Annotated in this window: 22 protein-coding genes; 6 read left to right on the forward strand and 16 right to left on the reverse strand. The window is 73.1% G+C overall.

Annotated features, from left to right (window positions below):
• Nucleotides 1-394 (reverse strand): DUF4394 domain-containing protein (locus K304_RS0101775; RefSeq protein WP_037789084.1); only part of this gene is annotated, 394 nt, incomplete at its 3' end.
• 402 nt (nucleotides 395-796) lie between these two features.
• On the opposite strand from K304_RS0101775, the gene K304_RS0101780 reads away from it, so the two are divergent.
• The gene (locus K304_RS0101780) at nucleotides 797-1,345 is read left to right on the forward strand and encodes an HNH endonuclease (protein ID WP_027762335.1); all 549 of its coding nucleotides are present in this window, start codon (nucleotides 797-799) and stop codon (nucleotides 1,343-1,345) included.
• Here K304_RS0101780 and K304_RS0101785 read toward each other — a convergent pair.
• From K304_RS0101785 to K304_RS0101800, 4 genes are all read right to left on the reverse strand, one after another.
• Nucleotides 1,323-2,090 carry a sulfite exporter TauE/SafE family protein gene (locus K304_RS0101785; protein ID WP_027762336.1) on the reverse strand — a complete coding sequence of 256 codons (768 nt, stop codon included), beginning with the start codon at nucleotides 2,088-2,090 and terminating at the stop codon, nucleotides 1,323-1,325. The two genes, K304_RS0101780 and K304_RS0101785, sit on opposite strands and share 23 nt — an antisense overlap.
• Before the next feature lie 123 nt (nucleotides 2,091-2,213).
• On the reverse strand, nucleotides 2,214-3,170 hold the full coding sequence (locus K304_RS0101790; protein ID WP_027762337.1) for an SPFH domain-containing protein: 957 nt from the start codon (nucleotides 3,168-3,170) through the stop codon (nucleotides 2,214-2,216).
• An 82-nt stretch (nucleotides 3,171-3,252) separates the two neighbouring features.
• Complete coding sequence (locus tag K304_RS0101795) at nucleotides 3,253-3,678, reverse strand: NfeD family protein (RefSeq protein WP_027762338.1); 426 nt, start codon at nucleotides 3,676-3,678, stop codon at nucleotides 3,253-3,255.
• A 22-nt stretch (nucleotides 3,679-3,700) separates the two neighbouring features.
• Entirely contained in the window at nucleotides 3,701-4,492 is a 792-nt protein-coding gene (locus K304_RS0101800; RefSeq protein WP_027762339.1) for an ABC transporter ATP-binding protein, read from the reverse strand.
• A gap of 161 nt (nucleotides 4,493-4,653) precedes the next feature.
• Between K304_RS0101800 and K304_RS0101805 the strand changes: the two genes are divergently transcribed.
• The gene (locus K304_RS0101805) at nucleotides 4,654-5,481 is read left to right on the forward strand and encodes a hypothetical protein (protein WP_027762340.1); all 828 of its coding nucleotides are present in this window, start codon (nucleotides 4,654-4,656) and stop codon (nucleotides 5,479-5,481) included.
• Nucleotides 5,482-5,553: 72 nt separating this feature from the next.
• On the opposite strand, the gene K304_RS0101810 is transcribed toward K304_RS0101805, so the two are convergent.
• The 4 genes from K304_RS0101810 to K304_RS0101825 all read right to left on the reverse strand — a co-directional run bounded on the left by K304_RS0101810 (nucleotide 5,554) and on the right by K304_RS0101825 (nucleotide 10,554).
• Nucleotides 5,554-5,799, reverse strand: a complete 246-nt coding sequence (locus K304_RS0101810; protein ID WP_027762341.1) for a chaplin — start codon at nucleotides 5,797-5,799, stop codon at nucleotides 5,554-5,556.
• A 224-nt stretch (nucleotides 5,800-6,023) separates the two neighbouring features.
• Nucleotides 6,024-6,668 carry a response regulator gene (locus K304_RS0101815; protein WP_027762342.1) on the reverse strand — a complete coding sequence of 215 codons (645 nt, stop codon included), beginning with the start codon at nucleotides 6,666-6,668 and terminating at the stop codon, nucleotides 6,024-6,026.
• Nucleotides 6,661-7,797, reverse strand: a complete 1,137-nt coding sequence (locus K304_RS0101820) for a GAF domain-containing sensor histidine kinase (protein WP_027762343.1) — start codon at nucleotides 7,795-7,797, stop codon at nucleotides 6,661-6,663. Before K304_RS0101820 ends, K304_RS0101815 begins: the two co-directional genes overlap by 8 nt.
• Nucleotides 7,798-7,914: 117 nt before the next feature.
• Nucleotides 7,915-10,554, reverse strand: coding sequence for an FHA domain-containing protein (locus tag K304_RS0101825; RefSeq protein ID WP_027762344.1), 2,640 nt, complete (start codon nucleotides 10,552-10,554; stop codon nucleotides 7,915-7,917).
• A gap of 219 nt (nucleotides 10,555-10,773) precedes the next feature.
• Between K304_RS0101825 and serB the strand changes: the two genes are divergently transcribed.
• Entirely contained in the window at nucleotides 10,774-12,003 is a 1,230-nt protein-coding gene (gene serB / locus K304_RS0101830; RefSeq protein ID WP_027762345.1) for a phosphoserine phosphatase SerB, read from the forward strand.
• 50 nt (nucleotides 12,004-12,053) lie between these two features.
• On the opposite strand, the gene K304_RS0101835 is transcribed toward serB, so the two are convergent.
• The 4 genes from K304_RS0101835 to K304_RS26815 all read right to left on the reverse strand — a co-directional run bounded on the left by K304_RS0101835 (nucleotide 12,054) and on the right by K304_RS26815 (nucleotide 14,514).
• Entirely contained in the window at nucleotides 12,054-12,572 is a 519-nt protein-coding gene (locus K304_RS0101835) for a SixA phosphatase family protein (RefSeq protein WP_027762346.1), read from the reverse strand.
• 69 nt (nucleotides 12,573-12,641) lie between these two features.
• A complete protein-coding gene (locus K304_RS0101840) occupies nucleotides 12,642-12,869 on the reverse strand; it encodes a hypothetical protein (protein ID WP_027762347.1) in 228 nt (75 codons plus the stop codon).
• A gap of 183 nt (nucleotides 12,870-13,052) precedes the next feature.
• Nucleotides 13,053-13,169 carry an SGM_5486 family transporter-associated protein gene (locus K304_RS33860; protein ID WP_281727999.1) on the reverse strand — a complete coding sequence of 39 codons (117 nt, stop codon included), beginning with the start codon at nucleotides 13,167-13,169 and terminating at the stop codon, nucleotides 13,053-13,055.
• Nucleotides 13,170-13,185: 16 nt separating this feature from the next.
• Nucleotides 13,186-14,514, reverse strand: coding sequence for a CynX/NimT family MFS transporter (locus K304_RS26815; protein ID WP_037789039.1), 1,329 nt, complete (start codon nucleotides 14,512-14,514; stop codon nucleotides 13,186-13,188).
• Between the two features lie 65 nt (nucleotides 14,515-14,579).
• Between K304_RS26815 and K304_RS26820 the strand changes: the two genes are divergently transcribed.
• Complete coding sequence (locus tag K304_RS26820) at nucleotides 14,580-15,275, forward strand: FadR/GntR family transcriptional regulator (protein WP_051307711.1); 696 nt, start codon at nucleotides 14,580-14,582, stop codon at nucleotides 15,273-15,275.
• 53 nt (nucleotides 15,276-15,328) lie between these two features.
• Here K304_RS26820 and K304_RS0101860 read toward each other — a convergent pair whose 3' ends face one another.
• The 3 genes from K304_RS0101860 to fabG all read right to left on the reverse strand — a co-directional run bounded on the left by K304_RS0101860 (nucleotide 15,329) and on the right by fabG (nucleotide 17,961).
• The gene (locus K304_RS0101860) at nucleotides 15,329-16,345 is read right to left on the reverse strand and encodes a Gfo/Idh/MocA family protein (protein ID WP_027762348.1); all 1,017 of its coding nucleotides are present in this window, start codon (nucleotides 16,343-16,345) and stop codon (nucleotides 15,329-15,331) included.
• A 127-nt stretch (nucleotides 16,346-16,472) separates the two neighbouring features.
• Nucleotides 16,473-17,252, reverse strand: a complete 780-nt coding sequence (fabI, locus tag K304_RS0101865; protein ID WP_027762349.1) for an enoyl-ACP reductase FabI — start codon at nucleotides 17,250-17,252, stop codon at nucleotides 16,473-16,475.
• A gap of 4 nt (nucleotides 17,253-17,256) precedes the next feature.
• A complete protein-coding gene (gene fabG, locus K304_RS0101870) occupies nucleotides 17,257-17,961 on the reverse strand; it encodes a 3-oxoacyl-[acyl-carrier-protein] reductase (protein ID WP_027762350.1) in 705 nt (234 codons plus the stop codon).
• 255 nt (nucleotides 17,962-18,216) lie between these two features.
• Between fabG and K304_RS0101875 the strand changes: the two genes are divergently transcribed.
• Together K304_RS0101875 and K304_RS0101880 are read left to right on the forward strand one after the other, a co-directional pair.
• Nucleotides 18,217-19,743, forward strand: a complete 1,527-nt coding sequence (locus K304_RS0101875) for a TldD/PmbA family protein (protein WP_027762351.1) — start codon at nucleotides 18,217-18,219, stop codon at nucleotides 19,741-19,743.
• Complete coding sequence (locus K304_RS0101880) at nucleotides 19,740-21,146, forward strand: TldD/PmbA family protein (protein ID WP_027762352.1); 1,407 nt, start codon at nucleotides 19,740-19,742, stop codon at nucleotides 21,144-21,146. Before K304_RS0101875 ends, K304_RS0101880 begins: the two co-directional genes overlap by 4 nt.
• Nucleotides 21,147-21,161: the final 15 nt, after the last annotated feature.

Raw genomic sequence — 21,161 nt, forward strand, 5'->3', positions numbered from 1 at the left:
AGTCCACGCCGAAGCGGCGGCCCTCCAGGTCCACGGTCAGCTGGGAGACCTTCTGGGCCGTGGCCCGCGGGTTGAGCGTGTAGATGCCGCCGCGGTTCCCGACGCCGTAGAGCTTGTGGTCCTGCACGCGGAAGTCGATGCCCACCAGGCGGGAGTCGCCCCACAGGCCCCGGATCCGGCCCAGCTCCCACGCCTTGCCGGGCTTGTTCGCCTTGAACTCCAGCAGTCGCTTGCCGTTGGGGGAGAGCCCGACCACCGTCAGCGGGCCGTCGTGCTTCGGAGCGGCGAAAGCGGCCGCGGGCATGTCGGCGTCGGCCGGAGCGACCGCGGCGGCCGGGACGGCCGAGGACAGCGCGGTGGCGATCACCGCAGCGGCAAGGACGGTCTTACGCATCGAATCTCCCTCGGTGCCGGCCCGCAGGTCGGGCGGTCACGGCAGACCTTAGGGGCATGTCCACCGAATCTTCACAAGCCGCGCGAGAGGTATGGAACCCGACGAAGAATCCACCCGGGAAGCCGAGCGTCCAGGGCTCCACGCCCTCCCGCACCTCGCTCCCCCGTACCGCGATCGCACAGACCAGCGACCGGCGGACGGCGCACGGCCGGCGCTGCCCCCCACGCCTCGCGTCCGGGCCGGTGAGAAATGCAGTAGAGCAATGTGCACCGAGTCGCGATGCTCATGGGGTGGGCGAACCGGGTATCCCCAAGAGGGCGCCAACCGGGTCGCGCGCCGTCCTGCTCGGCCCCGACACACCTCTCCTCGGGCCGAGTTCCGAGAGAAAGCGCAGGTGGGGTCATGATCAACAAGCGTCAGGCGCTGGTTCTCAACGCCGGCTTCGAGCCGCTCTCGACGGTGTCGCTGCGACGCGCGGTGGTCCTGGTGATGCAGGACAAGGCCGTCGTGGAGCAGTCGCACCCCGGCCTCCGCGTGCGCGCGGCCAGTCTCGACCTTCCGGTGCCGCAGGTGGTGAGACTCTGCAGATACGTCCGGGTTCCGTTCCGACAACGGGCGCCGTGGTCGCGCCGCGGTGTGCTGGTCCGGGACCGGCACCGGTGCGCCTACTGCGGGCGCCGTGCGACCACCGTCGACCACGTGGTGCCGCGCTCCCGCGGCGGCGGCGACACCTGGCTGAACACCGTGGCGGCGTGCGCGGCGGACAACCACCGCAAGGCGGACCGCACGCCGGTCCAGGCCGGCATGCGGTTGCTCACGCAGCCGTTCGAGCCGACGCCGGCGGACGCGCTGCTGCTCGCGCTCAACCTGCGGGACGGCGACACCCTGCCCGAGTGGCTCGGTGTGCGGAGCGGAGGGGCCGCGGCGGTCAGTTCAGCAGCAGCTGGATGATCGCGGCCAGTCCCACGGCCACGATGACGCCGCGCAGCACCGTCGGCGGCAGCCGGCGCCCGATACGGGCGCCGAGCTGCCCGCCGACGGTGGAGCCCACCGCGATGAGCAGCACCGCCGTCCAGTGGAACTCGGCGACGAACAGGAAGAAGACCGCCGCGACGCCGTTCACGACGGCGCTCAGCACGTTCTTCACGGCGTTGATGCGCTGCAGGTCGTCGGGCAGCAGCAGGCCCATCAGGGCCAGGTAGATGACGCCCTGGGCGGCGCCGAAGTAGCCGCCGTAGGCGCTGGCGACGCCCATGCCGCCGAGCAGGGTCGGCCCGCCGTGCGCGGGCGGCCTGCGGTCCTTCTGCTCGCGGCGGCGCTGCATCGCGCGGGAGAGCCGGGGCTGGAGGACGACGAGGACCAGGGCGACGGCGATGAGGGCGGGCACGATGAGCTCGAACGCGTCGGGCGGCAGCACGATGAGCAGCGCGGCGCCCGCCAGCGAGCCGACCAGGGCGACGGCGCCCAGCCGCAGGATGCGGGCGCGCTGGCCCTTGAGTTCGCGGCGGTAGCCGATGGCTCCGCTGACGGATCCCGGCACCAGCCCGAGGGCGTTGGAGACGTTGGCGGTGACGGGCGGCAGGCCGACGGCGAGGAGCACGGGGAAGGTGATGAGGGTGCCGGACCCCACGACGGTGTTGATGGCGCCGGCCCAGATGCCGGCGACGCAGACGGCCGCCATCTCCCAGATGCTCACGCGCTGCCCCCTCGGCTGATCGGTGCTCGGGGCACCGATCATGCCGGAGGGGGGTGGCGTGCGTGCAGCCGGGTCTCACTCCGTGGGCCGCACGCGGGGCGGTGCCCGGCGGGCGCGGGGCGGTCAGTCGATGGGAGGCTGCTGGCGCGGGGTCTTGGTCAGGCCCGCGCCGGACTGGCCGCCGGACCCTCCGGTGCTGCTGCTGCCGGGGCGGAAGCCGTCCAGAGCCCCGCCGAGGCCCTTCAGGGCGTCGCCGATCTCGCTGGGCACGATCCAGAGCTTGTTGGCGTCGCCCTCGGCGATCTTCGGCAGCATCTGCAGGTACTGGTAGGAGAGCAGCTTCTGGTCCGGGTCGCCGGCGTGGATGGACTCGAAGACGGTACGGATGGCCTGCGCCTCGCCCTCGGCGCGCAGGGCCGCGGACTTGGACTCGCCCTCGGCCCGGAGGATCGCCGACTGCTTCTCGCCCTCCGCGGTGAGGATCGCGGACTGGCGTACGCCCTCGGCCTGGAGGATCGCGGCGCGCTTGTCGCGGTCTGCGCGCATCTGCTTCTCCATCGAGTCCTGGATGGAGGTCGGGGGCTCGATCGCCTTGAGCTCCACGCGGTTGACGCGGATGCCCCACTTGCCGGTCGCCTCGTCGAGGACGCCGCGCAGCGCGGCGTTGATCTCCTCGCGGGAGGTCAGGGTCCGCTCCAGGTCCATGCCGCCGATGATGTTGCGCAGGGTGGTGACGGTGAGCTGCTCGATCGCCTGGATGTAGCTGGCGACCTCGTACGTGGCCGCGCGGGCGTCGGTCACCTGGTAGTAGATGACGGTGTCGATGTTGACGACCAGGTTGTCCTGGGTGATGACCGGCTGCGGCGGGAACGGGACGACCTGCTCACGGAGGTCGACGCGGTTGCGGATGGTGTCGATGAACGGCACCACGATGTTGAGTCCCGCGCTGAGTGTGCGGGTGTACCGGCCGAAGCGTTCCACGATGGCCGCGCTCGCCTGCGGAATGACCTGGATCGTCTTGATGAGTGCGATGAAGACCAGCACCACCAGGATGATCAGGACGATGATGATGGCGTCCATCGCCTCTCCCCCTGTCGTTGTCGTCAGCACTGAGCCGGGCACACTGCGTGGAGCGTCCGTCACCCGGGGATCAGCATACGTGTCATCCCATCACGACCGCCGTGGCGCCGTCGATCTCCACCACGTCGACGCGCGCGCCCGCTTCGTAACTGGCGCCGTCGTCGAGGGAGCGCGCCGACCAGACCTCGCCGGCCAGCTTGATCCGCCCGCCCTGCCCGTCGACCCGTTCCAGCACCACGGCCTGACGACCGGTCAGCGCGTCGACTCCGCTGCGGTGCGCGGGCGCCTGCGTGCGGGAGCGTTTGACCAGGGGGCGTACGACGAGGAGCAGCGCGACCGAGACCGCGACGAACACCAGTGTCTGCGCGACGATTCCGCCGCCGAGCGCGGCGGTGACGGAGCCCGCCAGCGCGCCGACCGCGAACATGCCGAACTCCGGCATCGCGGTGAGTACGAGAGGGATGCCCAGCCCTACGGCGGCGATCAGCCACCACACCCATGCGTCCACCCGCCTCATGGTAGGCGGAAGATCAGCTGAGCGGCAGACCCTGTGCGGTCCAGCGGTCGCCGTTCTGCTCGACGACGAGCGGAAGGCCGAAGCAGAGCGAGAGGTTGCGCGAGGTCAGCTCGGTCTCGATCGGTCCGGCGGCCAGCACCTTTCCCTGACGGATCATCAGCACGTGGCTGAAGCCGGGGGCGATCTCCTCGACGTGGTGGGTGACCATCAGCATGGAGGGGGCGTACGGGTCGCGGGCGAGGCGGCCGAGGCGGCGCACCAGGTCCTCGCGGCCGCCCAGGTCCAGACCGGCGGCGGGCTCGTCGAGCAGGAGGAGTTCGGGGTCGGTCATCATGGCGCGGGCGATCATGGTGCGCTTGCGCTCGCCCTCGGAGAGCGTGCCGAACTTCCGGTCCAGGTAGTCGCTCATGCCCAGGCGGTCGAGGAAGGCCAGGGCGCGGTCGCGGTCGATGTCGTCGTAGCTCTCCCGCCAGTGCGCGGTCATGCCGTACGCGGCGGTGAGGACGGTCTCCAGCACCGTCTGGGAGCGGGGCAGCTTCTCGGACAGCGCCATGCCGGCCATGCCGATGCGGGGCCGCAGGTCGAAGACGTCCACGGTGCCCAGGCGGTCGCCGAGGACGGTCGCGGTGCCGGTGGTCGGGAAGAGGTAGCTCGAGGCGATGTTGAGGAGCGTGGTCTTGCCGGCGCCGTTGGGGCCGAGGATGACCCAGCGCTCGCCCTCCTTGACCGACCAGGAGACCTCGTCCACGAGTGCGCGGCCCTCGCGGACCACTGATACGTCCACCAGGTCCAGTACGTCGCTCATGAGCGTGTCGTCTCCCCATGCTGTCGGTGAAGTCGCTTCTGCCGGTGCCCTGCGGGCACAGGCCCATGGGAAAACCTACGCCACACCTCCACCGGTACGGCTCCCGAGGTCGCCGGGCGGTCCCGGGCCCCTGCGCGGCTACACGGCCTACGCTGGGGCACATGCTCGAGGAGACGCGTTCAGGACGGCTGGCCGCCTGGGGGAACGCCCTGCTGGCCGGGGCGGTGTCGCCCGACGAGGCGGCGTCGCGCATCACCGCGGAGGACGGCCGGCACCGGGCGGCCGGGCTGCCGGGGCCGGAGGGCGCGGCGGACGACGACGTGGCGGGACTCACGCTGGCGCTGGGGCGGCTGCGCGCGCTGGGCGCCGTGGGCCTGCGGCTCGCGCTGCCCGCCTCCGGTCATCCGCTGGGGCTGAGCGGGCCGCCGGAGTTCAACGCCCTGGCGCTGGAGGCCGGGGAGGCGGTGGTGGCCTCGGGGGCGGGGCTGGGCCTGGTGCCCGAGGTGCACGAGGCGGGTCCTGCGACGGACGGTGCGGACCCCCTCGACACCCACGTGGAGGTGGTGTGGCGCTGTCTGCCGGTGCGGGAGGCGCCGCCGGCGGACGTGCCGTCGCTGGGCGAGGCGGAGCGCGAACTGGCGGAGGCGCTGCGGGAGGCGACGCAGGTGCTGACGCGGCTGGACGTGGCCGGATCCGGGCCCGTCGCCGACGCGGCGCTGGAGGCGTACCGTGCGCGCGCCGAGGCGGGGCGGCGGCTGCTGGCGCCCGGGTATCCGCCGCGTGCGGTGCGGGTGCTGGAGCTGGCGCAACGGGTCGGCGCCCTGGTGGCCATCGCCGAAGGGGACGGCGCCGCGCACGGCACGGCGATGAGCGCCTCGCAGATCGCCGCGCGCGCGGAGGCGCTGCGGCCGGTGGAACGTACGGCCCGGCGGGCGCAGGTGGCGGCGTACAACGCCGGTGCGGAGGAGTTGGAGCGGCGTCGGAGCTGAGAGCGCGCGGGCGGGAACGCGCCGGGGCCCCGCGGTGCGTGCACCGTGGGGCCCCAGGCCGACGCGCGTCGGTCACTTGACGACGCAGGTGTTCCCGAAGGCCGGGTTCAGCAGCGCGATGACGTTCACGGTGTTGCCGCAGACCTGGACCGGCACGTCCACGGGCACCTGCACGACGTTGCCCGAGAGGACGCCCGGCGAGTTCGCGGCGACCGCGTCGGCGGAGGCACCGTCGTGAGCGACGGCGGCACCGGCTCCGGACACGGCGAGCCCGGCGGCGGCGACGGCAACCGTGGCGATCCTCTTCATGTTCTTCATCAGGGCGATCTCCCTCCTGGCGAGTGGCTGCGGCGGCCGCCGCAGCACGCCCTGGAGAACGGGCCCGGACCGATGGGGATGCGCCCGCCGCGGAACGACCACCCGTCGGAATGAATCCTGCGCGGCAACAGGGCGACCGGACCCGTCCGGCCGTGCCTCCGGGAGGGTGACGGAGGGCTGCCGGACGGCTGCGCGCGCCCCCGGCGGGCGAAGGACCGCGGGTCTCAGCCGGCCAGTCCGTGCCGTACGGCCCACAGTGCCGCCTGGGTGCGGTCGGCCAGGTCCAGCTTCATCAGGATGTTGGAGACGTGGGTCTTCACCGTCTTCTCGGACAGCACCAGCGCACGGGCGATCTCGCGGTTGGAGCGGCCGTCGGCGATGAGGCCGAGCACCTCGTGCTCGCGGTCGGTGAGCGCGGGGCCGCGTCCGTTGCCGCCGCCGTCCCCGTCGGACAGCAGCGCCCCGGCGACCTCGGGCTGGAGCAGCACGTGGCCGGCGTGCACGGAGCGGATGGCGTCGGCGAGGGCGTCCGGATCGACGTCCTTGTAGACGTACCCGGCGGCTCCGGCGCGCAGCGCGGGCACCACGGTGCGCTGCTCGGTGAAGCTGGTGACGATCAGCACCCGCGCCGGGTTGTCGAGTTCGCGCAGGCGGCGCAACGCCTCGATGCCGTCCGTGCCGGGCATCTTCACGTCCATCAGCACGACGTCGGGCAGGAGTTCAGCGGCTCGGGCCACGCCCTCGTCACCGTCGGCGGCCTCACCGACGACCTCGATGTCCTCCTGCACCTCCAGGAAGGTGCGCAGCCCGCGTCGTACGACCTGGTGGTCGTCCACCAGCAGGACCCTGATGGGGGCGGTCTCAGCCACCGGGCACCTCCAGTTCGATCGTGGTGCCCTTCCCGGGCTCCGACTGCACGGTGAGGCTGCCGCCGATGCCGCCGGCCCGGTCCCGCATGGAGACCAGGCCCAGGTGGCGCCCGGCGTGACGTACGGCACGCGGGTCGAAGCCGGTGCCGTCGTCGGTCACCCGGAGGACCGCGCCCGGGCCCCGGCGGGTGAGGCTGACCTCGACCCGGCGGGCGCCGGAGTGCCGCAGCGCGTTGTGCAGCGCCTCCTGGGCGACCCGCAGCACGGCCTCCTCCTGTGCCGCGGGCAGCGCGCGCACCCCGGCGGGGGTGAAGGTGACGCGGGCCGCGTGGGCGCGGTCGAGGACCTGCACCTGGGTGCGGAGAGTGGCGATCAGCCCGTCGTCGTCGAGGGCGGCGGGGCGCAGTTCGACCACGGCGGCGCGCAGTTCGTCGGCGGCCTCGGCCGCGAGGGCGGCGACCTGGTGCAACTCGCCCTTGGCGCGGGCCGGATCGCGGTCCACGAGGGCGCTGGCGGCCTGGGCGGTGAGGCGGAGGGAGAACAGCTTCTGGGAGACGGCGTCGTGGAGTTCGTGGGCGATGCGGGAGCGTTCGCCGGTGATGGTCAGTTCCCGGCTGCGCTCGTAGAGGCGGGCGTTCGACAGGGCGATGGCGGCGTGCTGGGCGAGCAGGCCGAGGAGTTCCTCGTCGTCCTCGGTGAAGCCGCAGGTACCGGCGGGTTTCGCGCAGCGCTTGTTGGCGAGGAAGAGGGCACCGAGGACCTCGTCGTCACCGGTGATGGGCATGCCGAGGAAGTCGGCGAGCTCGGGGTGGGCGGAGGGCCAGCCCTCGAAACGGGGGTCGTCGCGGACGTCGGCGAGCCGCTGGGGGCCCTCGTGGAGCATCGCCGCGAGGATGCCGTGCTGCCGGGGCAGCGGGCCGATGGCCTTCCACTCGGCGTCGCTGACTCCGGCGACGACGAACTGGGCGAAGCCGCCGTGGTCGTCCGGCACGCCGAGGGCCGCGTACTCGGCGTCGAGGAGGTCGCGCGCGGAGGCCACGATCGTCTGGAGGACCTCGCGTACCTCGAGGCGGCGGTTCATGGCGAGGAGCGCCTCGCTGACCGCTGCCAGACCGGATCGGGGGACCATGCGATCACCGTACCGGCCCTGGCCGGGGCCGGTATCGGGCACGCGCGGGAGGGGGCCGGGACCGGGGTCCTACGACCTTCGGTCCCGGCCCCCCTCAGCGGCCGGTGCGGGCGGGCGTCACTTGCGCATGACCTCGGGCTCGTGGCGGCGCAGCAGCCGGGCCACGGCGAGGCAGCACAGGACGCCGAGGGCGAGGAGCACGGTCATGTCGAGCAGGTAGGTGCCGACGCTGTGCTCCCACAGCGGGTCGAGGTCGTTCGGCTTCTCCCGGTCCCACGGGGCCATGGTGTGCGCCAGGTCCGCGGACGCGCCCGCCGCGCCGATGGCCCAGCGCGACGGCATCAGCCAGGCGAGCTGGGCGATGCCCGGGGAGCCGAAGATCTGGAAGAGCACGCCGGTGAACACCACCTGCACGATCGCGAACATCACCAGCAGCGGCATGGTCTTCTCGGCCGTCTTCACCAGGGAGGAGATGACCAGCCCGAAGGCCATGGAGGTGAAGCCGAGCGCGATGATCGCCAGGCACATCTCGACCGCGGGCGGCATGAGCAGCCCCTCCTCCGGCATGGTGCGCACGGAGAAGCCGATGAGGCAGATGATCACGCCCTGCAGCGCCGTGATCAGGCTGAGGACGACGACCTTGGACATCAGGTACGCCGAGCGGGACAGGCCGGTGGCGCGTTCCCGCTCGTAGATGACCCGTTCCTTGATCAGTTCGCGGACGGAGTTGGCCGCACCGGCGAAACACATGCCGACGGCGAGGATCAGCAGGATGGTGCCCGCGTCCTGGTTGTGGCCGCGCGGGTTGTCGGTGTTGGGGCCGAGGCCGTAGTCGGACGGGATGAGGGTGCTGACCACGCCGAGGATGGCGGGCAGCAGCAGCATCAGGGCCATGAAGCCCTTGTCCGAGGCGATCACGGACAGGTAGCGGCGGGTCAGCGTCCACCACTGCGAGCCCCAGCTCTGCGGCTTCTGCATCCGGGCGGACGGCTGCGCAACGGCCTGGTGCGGCGGGGCGGCCGGCTGCGGGGAGACGGCGGCGATCTCCGCGGCGTACATCTGGTAGTGCTGCGAGCCCTGCCAGCGCCCCATCCAGTCGTAGCTGCGGTAGTTCTCGAAGGCGGAGAACACGTCGGCCCAGGTGTCGTAGCCGAAGAAGTTCAGGGCCTCCTCGGGCGGGCCGAAGTAGGCGACGCCGCCGCCCGGAGCCATCACCAGCAGCTTGTCGCAGAGGGGGAGTTCGGCGACCGAGTGGGTGACCACGAGAACGGTGCGGCCGTCGTCGGCGAGGCCGCGCAGCAGCTGCATCACGTCGCGGTCCATGCCCGGGTCGAGGCCGGACGTGGGCTCGTCCAGGAAGATCAGCGACGGCTTGGTCAGCAGCTCCAGTGCCACCGAGACGCGCTTGCGCTGCCCGCCGGACAGCGAGGTGATCTTCTTGGTGGCGTGGATGTCGAGCTTGAGCTCGGCCAGCACCTCCTCGATCCGGGCGTTGCGCTCGGTCTCGGCGACGTCGCCGGGAAAACGGAGCCGCGCCGCGTAGCGCAGGGCGGTGCGGACCGTCAGCTCCTTGTGCAGGATGTCGTCCTGCGGCACCAGGCCGATGCGCTGGCGGAGTTCGGCGAACTGCTTGTACAGGTCGCGGTTGTCGTAGAGGACTTCGCCCACGTCGGCGGGCCGGTAGCCGGTGAGGGCGCGCAGCAGCGTGGACTTGCCGGAGCCGGACGGGCCGATGACGGCGACCAGCGACTTCTCCGGGACGCCGAACGTGACGTCGTTGAGGATGACCTTGCCGCCGTCGACCTTGACGGTCAGATGGCGGGCGGAGAACGACACCTCGCCGGTGTCGACGAACTCCTCGAGCCGGCCGCCGACGACGCGGAAGGTGGAGTGGCCGACGCCCACGGTGTCGTGCGCGGTGATGAACGCGGTGCCGGACTTGGGCAGCGGCTGGCCGTTGACGTAGGTGCCGTTGTGGCTGCCGAGGTCGCGGATCTCGAAGCGGCCGTCGGGCGTGGCGCGGAACTCGGCGTGGTGGCGGGAGACCTGGAGGTCGGAGACGACGAGTTCGTTCTCCAGCGCTCGGCCGATGCGCATCACGCGGCCGAGGTCGAGGCGGTGGAACGTGGTCGGGCTGCGGTCGCCGCCCCCGTCCGGCTGCTGCGGCTCACGCTGCGCGGGCGGGGCGGAGGCGGGCCGCGACGGCTGCGCCGGGTGCGGTGCGTACTGCTGCGCCTGGTGGGGCTGTGCCTGGTGGGGCGGGGCGTACTGCGAGGCCTGCTGCGGTACGGGCGCCTGCTGCGGGTGGCCGGGGCCCCAGCCCTGCGGGGGTGTGCCCTGCCCGGGCCCCTGCGGGTACGGCTGCCCGGGCGCGCCCTGCGGGGCGCCCTGCGGGGCCGGTGCCGTCGCGGGCGCCGCAGCCGGAGCCGCGGCGGGGGCGGCGCTGGGCGCGGCGGCGGGGGCCAGGGTCAGCCGGGGCCCGTTCGTGGCGTTGCCCAGGTGGACGGCGGCGCCCTGCCCGATCTCCAGCTGCTGGACGCGCTGCCCGCCGGCATAGGTGCCGTTGGTGCTGCCGAGGTCCTCCAGCACCCAGCCGGTCCCGCTCCAGCGGAGCGCGGCGTGCCGCCAGGAGACCCGGGCGTCGTCGATCACCACCTCCCCCTGCGGATCACGGCCGAGGTGGTGTGTTCTGGACGGATCGAGCGTCCAGGTCCGTCCGTTCAGTTCCAGTGCGAGTTCCGGCACTCCATGCCCCACGTTGTCGTCCCCCGAGATGCCCCCGCGGCGGAAGGCCCGGAGGTGGCGGTTCATCGGAGGGCACTATTTCAGGCTTCGCCGCCGGGGAGAAAGCCGACCCGTGCAACGTCCCTGTCACGAGGCTCCCCGGGCCCGGTGGGGCGCGGCCCCAGCGCGGCTCCGTCCGCGATGCGGTCCGGGCGGCGAACACCCCCGGAACGGCGCTACCGTGGAAGCACCATGACCCCATCGCAGGCCACAGCGCCCCCGGCGTCCCTCTCCGACGACACGCCCACCCTCCTGGTCAAGATCTTCGGCAGGGACCGGCCGGGCATCACGGCCGGTCTCTTCGAGACGCTCGCCCCGTACGCGGTCGACGTCGTCGACATCGAGCAGCTGGTCACCCGTGGCCGGATCACGCTGTGCGCGCTCGTCACCTCCCCCGGTGGGGGGACCGCCGAGGGGGAGCTGCGGGCGACCGTGCACAGCTGGGCCGAGGCGGTCGGCATGGAGGCGGAGATCATCTCCGGCACCGGTGACAACCGGCCCCGCGGCACGGGACGGTCGCACGTGACCGTGCTCGGGCATCCGCTGACCGCGGGATCGACCGCCGCCATAGCGGCCGGCATCACCGGGACCGGCGCCAACATCGACCGCATCTTCCGGCTGGCCAAGTATCCGGTGACGGCCGTCGAGTTCGACGTCTCGGGCACCGCGACGGAAGCGCTCCGCACGGTGCTCGCGCAGGAGGCGGCGCGGCACGGGGTCGACGTCGCCGTCGTCGCGTCCGGGCTCGCGCGCCGGGCGCAGCGCCTGGTCGTGATGGACGTGGACTCCACACTGATCCAGGACGAGGTCATCGAGCTGTTCGCGGAGCACGCGGACTGCGCGGGGCAGGTCGCCGAGGTCACCGCCCGCGCGATGCGCGGCGAACTGGACTTCGAGCAGTCGCTGCACGCCCGGGTCGAACTGCTGGCCGGGCTGGACGTGTCGGTGGTGGAGCAGGTGCGCAAGGCGGTCCGCCTCACCCCCGGGGCCCGCACGCTGGTGCGGACGCTGAAACGGCTCGGGTTCCAGGTGGGCGTGGTCTCGGGCGGATTCACGCAGGTCACCGACGCGCTGCAGGAAGAACTCGGCCTGGACTTCGCCTCGGCGAACACCCTGGAGGTCGTCGACGGCAAGCTGACCGGCCGCGTCACGGGCGAGGTGGTGGACCGGGCCGGGAAGGCACGGCTGCTGCGCCGGTTCGCGTCCGAGGCGGGCGTGCCGCTGGCACAGACCGTCGCGATCGGGGACGGGGCCAACGACCTCGACATGCTGAACGCGGCAGGTCTCGGTGTGGCGTTCAACGCCAAGCCGGTGGTCCGGGAGGCCGCGCACACGGCGGTGAACGTCCCGTTCCTGGACACGGTGCTGTACCTGCTGGGCATCACCCGCGACGAGGTCGAGGCCGCCGACATCGCGGAATGACGCCGTCGCCGACGGCCCGCCGCCCCGGGGGGAGGCGGGCGCCGGAGGCGTCAGACGTGCGGCGCCCAGTAGGCGGCGAGTGCGCCGACCCCCGGCTCCACGGACTTCCACGGGCCGGTGAAGCGCACGACGGCCAGCGCCGTGGTGGGGAAGCCGTGGCGGCCCAGACGCGCCGCGGCGTCGTCGTCGGCGCTGCCCGCGAGGAGTTCCGCGAGGGCCTGCATGCCCGGGTTGTGGCCGACGACCAGCAGGTCGCGGACGTCGTTGGAGGTCTCGCCCAGGACCGCGATGATCTCGCCGGGAGAGGCGTCGTAGAGCCGCTCCTCGTAGACGGTCCTGGGGCGCTGCGGCAGCTGGTGCGCGACGAGTTTCCACGTCTCCCGGGTGCGGGCGGCTGTGGAGCAGAGGGTGAGCTGGGGTGCGATGCCGTGGCCGGCGATCCAGTCGCCGGCGAGCGGGGCGTCACTGCGGCCCCGGTCGGCGAGCGGACGTTCGTGGTCGGCCACGTCGGGCCAGTCGGCCTTGGCATGCCGGAGAAGGACGATCCTGCGGGGCACATCGACGCTCATGCGTTCCAGCTTCGCACGAAACCGGCCACCGGGCGTGGGGGGTTGGCGCTGTTCCCCCGCAAGGAGGGGTCAGAGCAGAGCCTGCCGGAGGCTTTCCAGGAGGCGGGCCAGCGGCTCGCTGCCGCGTTGGGCCGCCTCGGCGTCGCCGCCCGCCAGCATCAGTGCCAGCAGGGTGCAGAAGACCAGCACGGGGAGGGCCAGGGCCCACCAGGGGACCCGGGGCTCCCCTGCGGCGGACGTTCCGCACGCGCGGGGCGGCCGGCTCCGGCTGGTGCTCAGGTGTGCGTGCGCGGCCATGGTCCCGTCCCCCTGCGTCGCGGCTCCGTGCGTCGGACTGGTCCCGACGCTACGGCCGCAGGCGGTGACTCCCCATCCGGTGAGCCACCCACCGTCCCCTGAGGACAACCCCCGGAAGTCCCTAGGGGACGCCCCCGAGGCCGCCGGGCCACGGGGGCGTGGGGTCTTCGCGCGGCGCGGCGGTCAGGGCGCCGCGATGGACGCGACCACGCCGATGACGACCATGATGCCGAGGATCGCGGCGAAGAGGAGCAGCAGCTTCTTCTGGCCGCCCTGGGGTTCGGGTTCGAGAACGGGCATGCGGGCAGTCTCGCACTCAGCGGCCGTCCTCGACGCACCGGTCCCGTCCGGCCAGGGTGCCCACGGCGATCTGCGCGAGCATCAGACCGGCCATGAGCAGCAGCGGCGCGTGCCAGCCGCCGCTGTGCTGCCGCAGGGCGCCGACGAGGAGAGGGCCGGGGATGGACAGCAGGTAGCCCGTGCTCTGGGCGAACGCGGACAGCTTGACGACTCCGGTGCTCGTACGGGACCGCATGCCGATCATGGTGAGGACCAGCGGAAACGCGCAGTTGGAGACGCCGAGCAGCAGCACCCAGGCCCAGGCGCCCTCTGCGGGGGCGAACCAGAGCCCGGCGTAGCCGGAGAGGCCGCAGACCCCGAGGCCGACGGCCAGTGGGCCCTGGTGGCTCATGCGGGCGGCCACGCGCGGCAGGACGAAGGACAGCGGGATGCCCATGCCCATGGTGACGGCGAGCATCAGCCCGGCTGCCGACGCGGAGACGCCGGCGTCGCGGAAGATCTGCGGCAGCCAGCCCATGGTGATGTAGGCGGCGGAGGCCTGGAGGCCGAAGAACACGCCGAGCGCCCAGGCCGTGGGCGAGCGGCTGATGCGCAGGCCCGCGGCGGCGTCCCGGGCCCGGGCGTCGCCGGCGGCGGAGGACGCCCCCGCGGCGCGGCGACGCCGGACGCCGCGCAGGACGGCGGCCCAGGGGACGACGGCGAGTGCGCCGAGGACGGCCCAGGCGGCGAGCCCGACCCGCCAGTTGCCGCCGAGAGCGTCGGTCAGGGGCACGGTGACGGCGGCGGCGCCGGCGGTGCCGACGGCCAACGCCATCGAGTACAGGCCGGTCATGGCGCCGACCCGGCCGGGGAACCAGTGCTTGACGACGACGGGCATCAGCACGTTGCTGACGGCGATGCCGGCGAGCGCGAGGACGCTGCCGGCCAGGAACAGCGCGGTACTGCCCGTGAACGGGCGCAGCGCGAGGCCGGCGGTGATCGCGACCATGCCGGCGACCAGCACGGCGGCCGGGCCGTAGCGCCGGGCCAGGCGCGGCGCGAGGCCGCCGAAGACCGCGAAGCACAGCGACGGCATCGACGTGAGCAGGCCGGCGAAGGTGCCGCTCATGCCGAGGCCGCCGCGGACCTCCTCCAGCAGCGGGCCGAGACCGGAGATGGCCGGGCGCAGGTTGAGCGCGGCCAGCACCAGGCCGACGACGACCAGCCGGAGCGTCCACGACGAGCCGGGGCTGGCGGCGGTCCCGCCCGCGTCGGAGGGTGCCGTACCCGGGTGCGGGGCGGGCACCCGTCCGGTGCGGATCGGGTCGTCGCTGTGCGTCGTGCGGTGGTCTTGCGCGGTGGCCATGACACCATCATAGAATCATGGGATGAATTGATTCCACTCCGCAGACCGCCCCGGAACGGAGATCCATGCCACTGTCCTCACCACACCGTTCGGCCCTCGCGGACCAGGTGATCTCGGCCCTGCGGGCACAGATCACCTCCGGCGAGTGGCCGGTGGGCTCACGCATCCCCACCGAGCCGGAACTGGTCGAGCAGCTGGGCGTGGCACGGAACACCGTGCGGGAGGCCGTCCGGGCCCTCGCACACAACGGGCTGCTCGACATCCGGCAGGGCTCGGGCACCTACGTGGTGGCGACCAGCGAGCTGGCCGGCGTGATGCACCGCAGGTTCGCGGATGCCGCCCCGCAGCACGTCGCGGAGCTGCGGTCCACGCTGGAGGCCTCCGGGGCGCGGCTGGCCGCGCTGCGGCGCTCCGAGCAGGACGTCGTACAGCTCGAGGCGCTGCTGGAGCGGCGGGAGGCCGCCTGGTCGTCCGGGGACGTGGAGCGTTTCGTCGAGGCGGACGCCAACCTCCACCTGGCGGTGGTCGCCGCGTCCCACAACGACGTCCTCACCGCGCTGTACGCGGACCTGGGGCACGTGCTCCGGGCGTTCCTGCGCTTCGACGTCGGCGAGCGGCTGCGGCCGGAGGACCACCTGGACCACGCGCGGATGATCGCCGCGATCCGGGACGGTGACGCCGCGGCGGCCGAGCGCGAGGCCGCCTCGTACGCCCTGGAATGGGGCTGCGGGGCGCGGGCGGCCGGCGCGGACGGCACCTGACCTCCCCGCCCCTCGACGCCGGACGCCCCGGCGCCGCGCGGGTGCCGGCCCGGCTACCGGCGCCCGGCCTCCTTGCGGATGCCGGCCAGTTCGACGGGCTCCCCCGTACGGCGGGACAGGTCGCAGGCCTCGGCGACGTACAGCGCCTCCAGGGCGTCGGCCGGGGTGCAGGGGCTGGCCGCACGGCCGGCGGCGACCTCGGTGAACGCGGCCAGCTCCGTGACGTAGGCGTCCGCGAACCGGTCGGCGAAGGTGGCGTACGGCTGCTCGCGCCGCCAGGAGACACCGGGCTCGGCGGTCGGCAGCGGCGCACGCTCGTCGAGGCCGACGATGCGCGAGTCCCGCGAGCCGCACACCTCCAGCCGCACGTCGTGGCCGGCGCCGTTGTAGCGGGTGGCGGTGACGCTGGCGAGCACGTCGTCGTCGAAGCGGAGCAGGGCGGCACAGGTGTCGACATCGTCGCCCTCGCGGAAGAACGCCTCCCCGCGGTTGGCGCCCTGCGCGTAGACGGAGACCACCTCGCGGCCGGTCAGCCAGCGCAGGATGTCGAAGTCGTGGATGGAGCAGTCGCGGAACAGGCCGCCGGAGGTGGGAATGTACGAGGCGTGCGGCGGGGCCTGGTCGGCGGTGACGGCGCGCAACGTGTGCAGAAGGCCGAGTTCGCCGGCGTGCAGGGCCCGGCGCGCCTCGCGGTAGCCGGCGTCGAAGCGGCGCTGGAAGCCGATCTGCACGGGCACCGGGCCGTCCTCGGCGCGGCGCACGATCTCCACGGTGCCGGGCACGTCGAGGGCGACCGGCTTCTCGCAGAAGACCGGGACGCGCTCGTCCAGCGCGCGCAGCAGGAGTTCGGCGTGCGCACTGGTGGCGGCGGTGATCACCAGGCCGTCGGGGCGGGCGGCGAACAACGCGTCGATGTCGTCGGCGGCGTGCAGCCCGAGCGTTCCGGCCAGTCCGCGGGCCCGTTCGGCGTCGGCGTCGGCGACCAGGACCGCGTCCACGCCGGGCAGGTCGCGCAGCGTCCGCGCGTGCAGGGCGCCGATGCGGCCGGTGCCGATGAGGCCGATCTGCATGGAGGACTCCTTCTCGGCGGCGGGGTGTTGCGGCGACGGCGGGCCGCGGTCGCCGCCGCGGCCCGCCGTGCGGAGACCCCTCGGTGGGGTACCGGTGGGTGCCGGTGGGTGCCGGTGTTCTGCCCGGTCAGGCGCCCATCATGTGCACGCCGCCGTCGACGTGCACGATCTCCCCGGTGGTCTTCGGGAACCAGTCCGAGAGCAGCGCGACGACACCGCGGGCGGCCGGCTCCGGGTCGGTGAGGTCCCAGCTGATCGGGGCGCGGGTGTTCCACACGTCCGCCAGCTCCTCGAAACCCGGGATCGACTTGGCGGCCATCGACTTGATCGGCCCGGCGGAGACGAGGTTGCAGCGGATGTTCTTCGCGCCCAGGTCGCGGGCGAGGTAGCGGGAGGTCGACTCCAGCGCGGCCTTGGCGACGCCCATCCAGTCGTACTTCGGCCACGCGGACTGGGCGTCGAAGTCCATGCCGACGACGGAGCCGCCGCGCTTCTCCAGCAGCGGGAGCAGCGCCATGGTCAGCGACTTGAGCGAATAGGCGGAGACCTCCACCGCCGTGGCGACCGACTCCCACTCGGTGTTCAGGAAGTTGCCGCCGAGGGCGTCCTGCGGGGCGAAGCCGATGGAGTGCACGACGCCGTCGAGCGACGCGTCGTCGCCGAAGTGCTCGGCGACCTGGCCCGCGATGCCGGCCATCTGCTCCTTGTTCTGCACGTCCAGTTCGAAGACCGGCGCCTCCTTGGGGAGCCGCTTGGCGATCCGCTGCACCAGTGAGAGCCGCCCGAAGCCGGTGAGGACGACCTCGGCGCCCTCCTCCTGCGCCAGCTTGGCGACGTGGAAGGCGATCGAGGAGTCCGTGAGGACGCCGGTGACCAGGATGCGCTTCCCTGCGAGAAGTCCACTCATGTCGTCAGTGACCCATGCCCAATCCGCCGTCGACGGGGATGACGGCTCCGGTGATGTACGCGGCCTCCTCGGAAGCGAGGAAGCGGACCGAGGAGGCGATCTCCTCCGGCTGGGCGTAGCGGCCCAGCGGCACCTGCCCGACGATGCCCTCGCGCTGCTCCTCGGTGAGGGCCTTGGTCATGTCGGTGTCGACGAAGCCGGGGGCCACGACGTTGCAGGTGATGTTGCGCGAGCCCAGTTCACGGGCGATCGAGCGCGCGAAGCCGACCAGTCCGGCCTTGGACGCGGCGTAGTTGGCCTGTCCCGCGGAGCCCAGCAGGCCCACCACGGACGAGATGAGCACGACCCGGCCCCGGCGTGCCCGCAGCATGCCGCGGGTCGCGCGCTTCACGACCCGGAACGTACCGGTGAGGTTGGTCTCCAGGACGGAGGTGAAGTCCTCCTCCGACATGCGGAGCAGAAGCTGGTCGCGGGTGACGCCGGCGTTGGCCACCAGCACCTCGACCGCGCCCTGCTTCTCCTCGATCTCTTTGTAGGCCTGCTCCACCTGCTCGGGGTCGGTGATGTCGCACCGCACCGCGAGGAAACCGCTCGGCGGCTCCCCCGACCGGTAGGTGATGGCGACCTTGTCGCCTGCGTCGGCGAAGGACCGGGCGATGGCGAGGCCGATGCCGCGGTTTCCTCCGGTGACGAGTACCGAGCGACTCAAGGCGGGACCACCCTTTCTTGTGTGGAGCACTGGTCTGCGCTGTTCCCGAACCTATCTCCCGAGTACCTCCCGCACGGAATCCGGCACGGACAGCACCCCGACCCCGCCACTGTGGGGACCCCACAGTGGCGGCCGTGGCGCGCCGGGGTGCCGTACGACGTGGTGAGGCGGGTGCGGCACGCGGAATTCCGTGCCCCGGCGTCGTGTGTCGGGGCATGATGACCCCTGGCCGAGCGACGAGAGTGGGAGGCGCCCGTGGCGCACGCGCAGGAGATCGACCCGTCCTTTCTCGCCTTGCCGTTGCGGGCGCTCGCGGACGCGGCGCTGGCGCGAGCGAAGGCGCTGGGGGCGGAGCACGCGGACTTCCGGTTCGAGCGCGTCCGGGACGCCGGGTGGCGGCTGCGGGACGGGAGGCCGGCCGGGTCCATGGACAGCACGGACACCGGCTACGCGGTGCGCGTGGTGCACGGCGGGGCGTGGGGGTTCGCCGCGGGGGTGGACCTGACCATGGACGCCGCGGCCCGGGTGGCGACGCGCGCCGTGGAGATGGCGAAGCTGTCCGCCCGGGTGATCGATGCGGCGGGCTCCGACGAGAGGGTGGAGCTCGCGGAGGAGCCCGTGCACGGCGAGCGGACGTGGGTCTCCTCCTACGAGGTGAACCCGTTCGACGTGCCGGACGCGGAGAAGACCGGGCTGCTGGCGGAGTGGAGCGGGCGGCTGCTGGGCGCGGACGGCGTCAGCCACGTGGACGCGAGCCTGCTGACGGTGCAGGAGAACAAGTTCTACGCCGACACCGCCGGAACGGTGACCACGCAGCAGCGGGTGCGGCTGCATCCGCAGCTCACCGCGACCGCCGTGCTCGGCTCCGGGGAGTTCGACTCGATGCGGACGCTCGCCCCGCCGGTGGGCCGGGGCTGGGAGTACGCGCTGGGCACGGGCTGGGACTGGGACGCCGAACTGGAGCGCGTCCCGGACCTGCTGGCGGAGAAACTGCGCGCGCCGAGCGTCGAACCGGGCTCCTACGACCTGGTGGTCGACCCGTCCAACCTGTGGCTGACGATCCACGAGTCGATCGGCCACGCCACCGAACTGGACCGCGCGCTGGGCTACGAGGCGGCGTACGCGGGCACCTCCTTCGCGACGTTCGACCAGCTGGGGACGCTGCGCTACGGGTCGGAGGCGATGCACGTCACCGGCGACCGCACCGCCGACGGTGGCCTGGCCACCGTCGGCTTCGACGACGAGGGCGTGCAGGCACAGTCCTGGGACCTGGTGCGGAACGGCACCCTGGTCGGCTACCAGCTGGACCGGCGCATCGCGAGGCTGACCGGGCTCGGCCGCTCCAACGGCTGCGCGTTCGCGGACTCGCCGGGCCACGTGCCGGTGCAGCGGATGGCCAACGTGTCGCTGCAGCCCGCGGCGGACGGGCCGTCCACCGACGAGCTGATCGGCGGTGTGGAGCGCGGGATCTACGTGCTGGGCGACCGGTCCTGGTCGATCGACATGCAGCGGTACAACTTCCAGTTCACCGGGCAGCGCTTCTACCGGATCGAGGACGGGCGGCTCGCCGGACAGCTGCGGGACGTGGCGTACCAGGCGACCACCACCGACTTCTGGGGCTCGATGGAGGCGGTCGGCGGCCCGCAGACGTACGTGCTGGGCGGGGCGTTCAACTGCGGCAAGGCGCAGCCGGGCCAGATCGCCGCGGTGTCGCACGGCTGTCCCTCGGCCCTCTTCCGGGGCGTCAACATCCTCAACACCACGCAGGAGGCAGGCGCATGAGCCGCGCGACGCGGAAGCCGCACGAGGTCGTCGAGCGGGCGCTGGAGCTGTCCCGCGCGGACGGCTGCGTGGTGATCGCCGACGAGACCTCGACCGCCAATCTGCGCTGGGCCGGCAATGCGCTGACCACCAACGGCGTGACCCGCGGCCGGCGGCTGACGGTGGTGGCCACCGTGGACGGCGGGCAGGGCACGGCGTCCGGCGTGGTGTCCCGCTCCGCGGTCACCCCGGACGAGCTCGAGCCGCTGGTACGGGCCGCCGAGGACGCGGCGCGGACGGCGGGTCCGGCCGAGGACGCGCAACCGCTGGTGGAGGGCGTGCCGGCGTCGGCGGACTTCGCCGACACCCCGGCCGAGACCGACTCCGGCGTGTTCGGCGCGTTCGCCCCCGCGCTGGGGGAGTCGTTCGCCCGGGCGCACGCGGGCGGGCGTGAGCTGTACGGCTTCGCGAGCCACTCCCTGACGTCCAGCTACCTGGGCACCTCCGCGGGGCTGCGGCTGCGGCACGACCAGCCGACCGGCACGGTCGAGCTGAACGCCAAGTCGCGCGACCTGTCCCGTTCGGCGTGGGCCGGCCGGTACACGCGGGACTTCGCGGACGTCGACCCGGCGGCCCTGGAGGCGGAGCTGGCGCAGCGGCTGGCCTGGGCGGAACGCCGCGTGGAGCTGCCCGCGGGCCGGTACGAGACGCTGCTGCCGCCCACGGCCGTCGCGGACCTGCTGATCTACCAGCTGTGGTCGTCCGGCGCGCGCAACGCGGCCGAGGGGCGGACGGTGTTCAGCCGGCCGGGGGGCGGTACCCGGGTCGGCGAGCGACTGTCCGGACTGCCGCTGACGCTGCGCAGCGACCCGCACGCACCGGGACTGGAGGCCGCGCCGTTCGTGCTGGCACACGCGTCGGGCGACGACGCGTCCGTGTTCGACAACGGTCTTCCCGTGGCGGCCACCGACTGGATCCGCGACGGCGCACTCACCTCACTGCTCACCTCCCGGCACAGCGCCGGCCTGACCGGGCTGCCGGTCGCGCCGGAGGCGGGAAACCTGGTCCTGGAGGCCGGCGGCGCTGCGGGCGGGGGCGCGTCGCTGGAGGACATGGTGGCGCGCACCGAGCGGGGCCTGCTGCTGACCTGCCTGTGGTACATCCGCGAGGTGGACCCGGCGACGCTGCTGCTCACCGGCCTCACCCGGGACGGGGTCTACCTGGTGGAGAACGGCGAGGTGACGGGCGCGGTGAACAACTTCCGGTTCAACGAGTCGCCGGTCAGCCTGCTGTCCCGCGTCACGGAGGCCGGCCGGACGGAGCGGACGCTGCCCCGCGAGTGGTCCGACTACTTCACCCGCGCGGCGATGCCCCCGCTGCGGGTGCCCGACTTCCACATGAGCTCGGTCAGCCGGGGCGTGTGAGCCCGGCGGGCCGCC

This window comes from Streptomyces sp. CNS606, assembly GCF_000426325.1.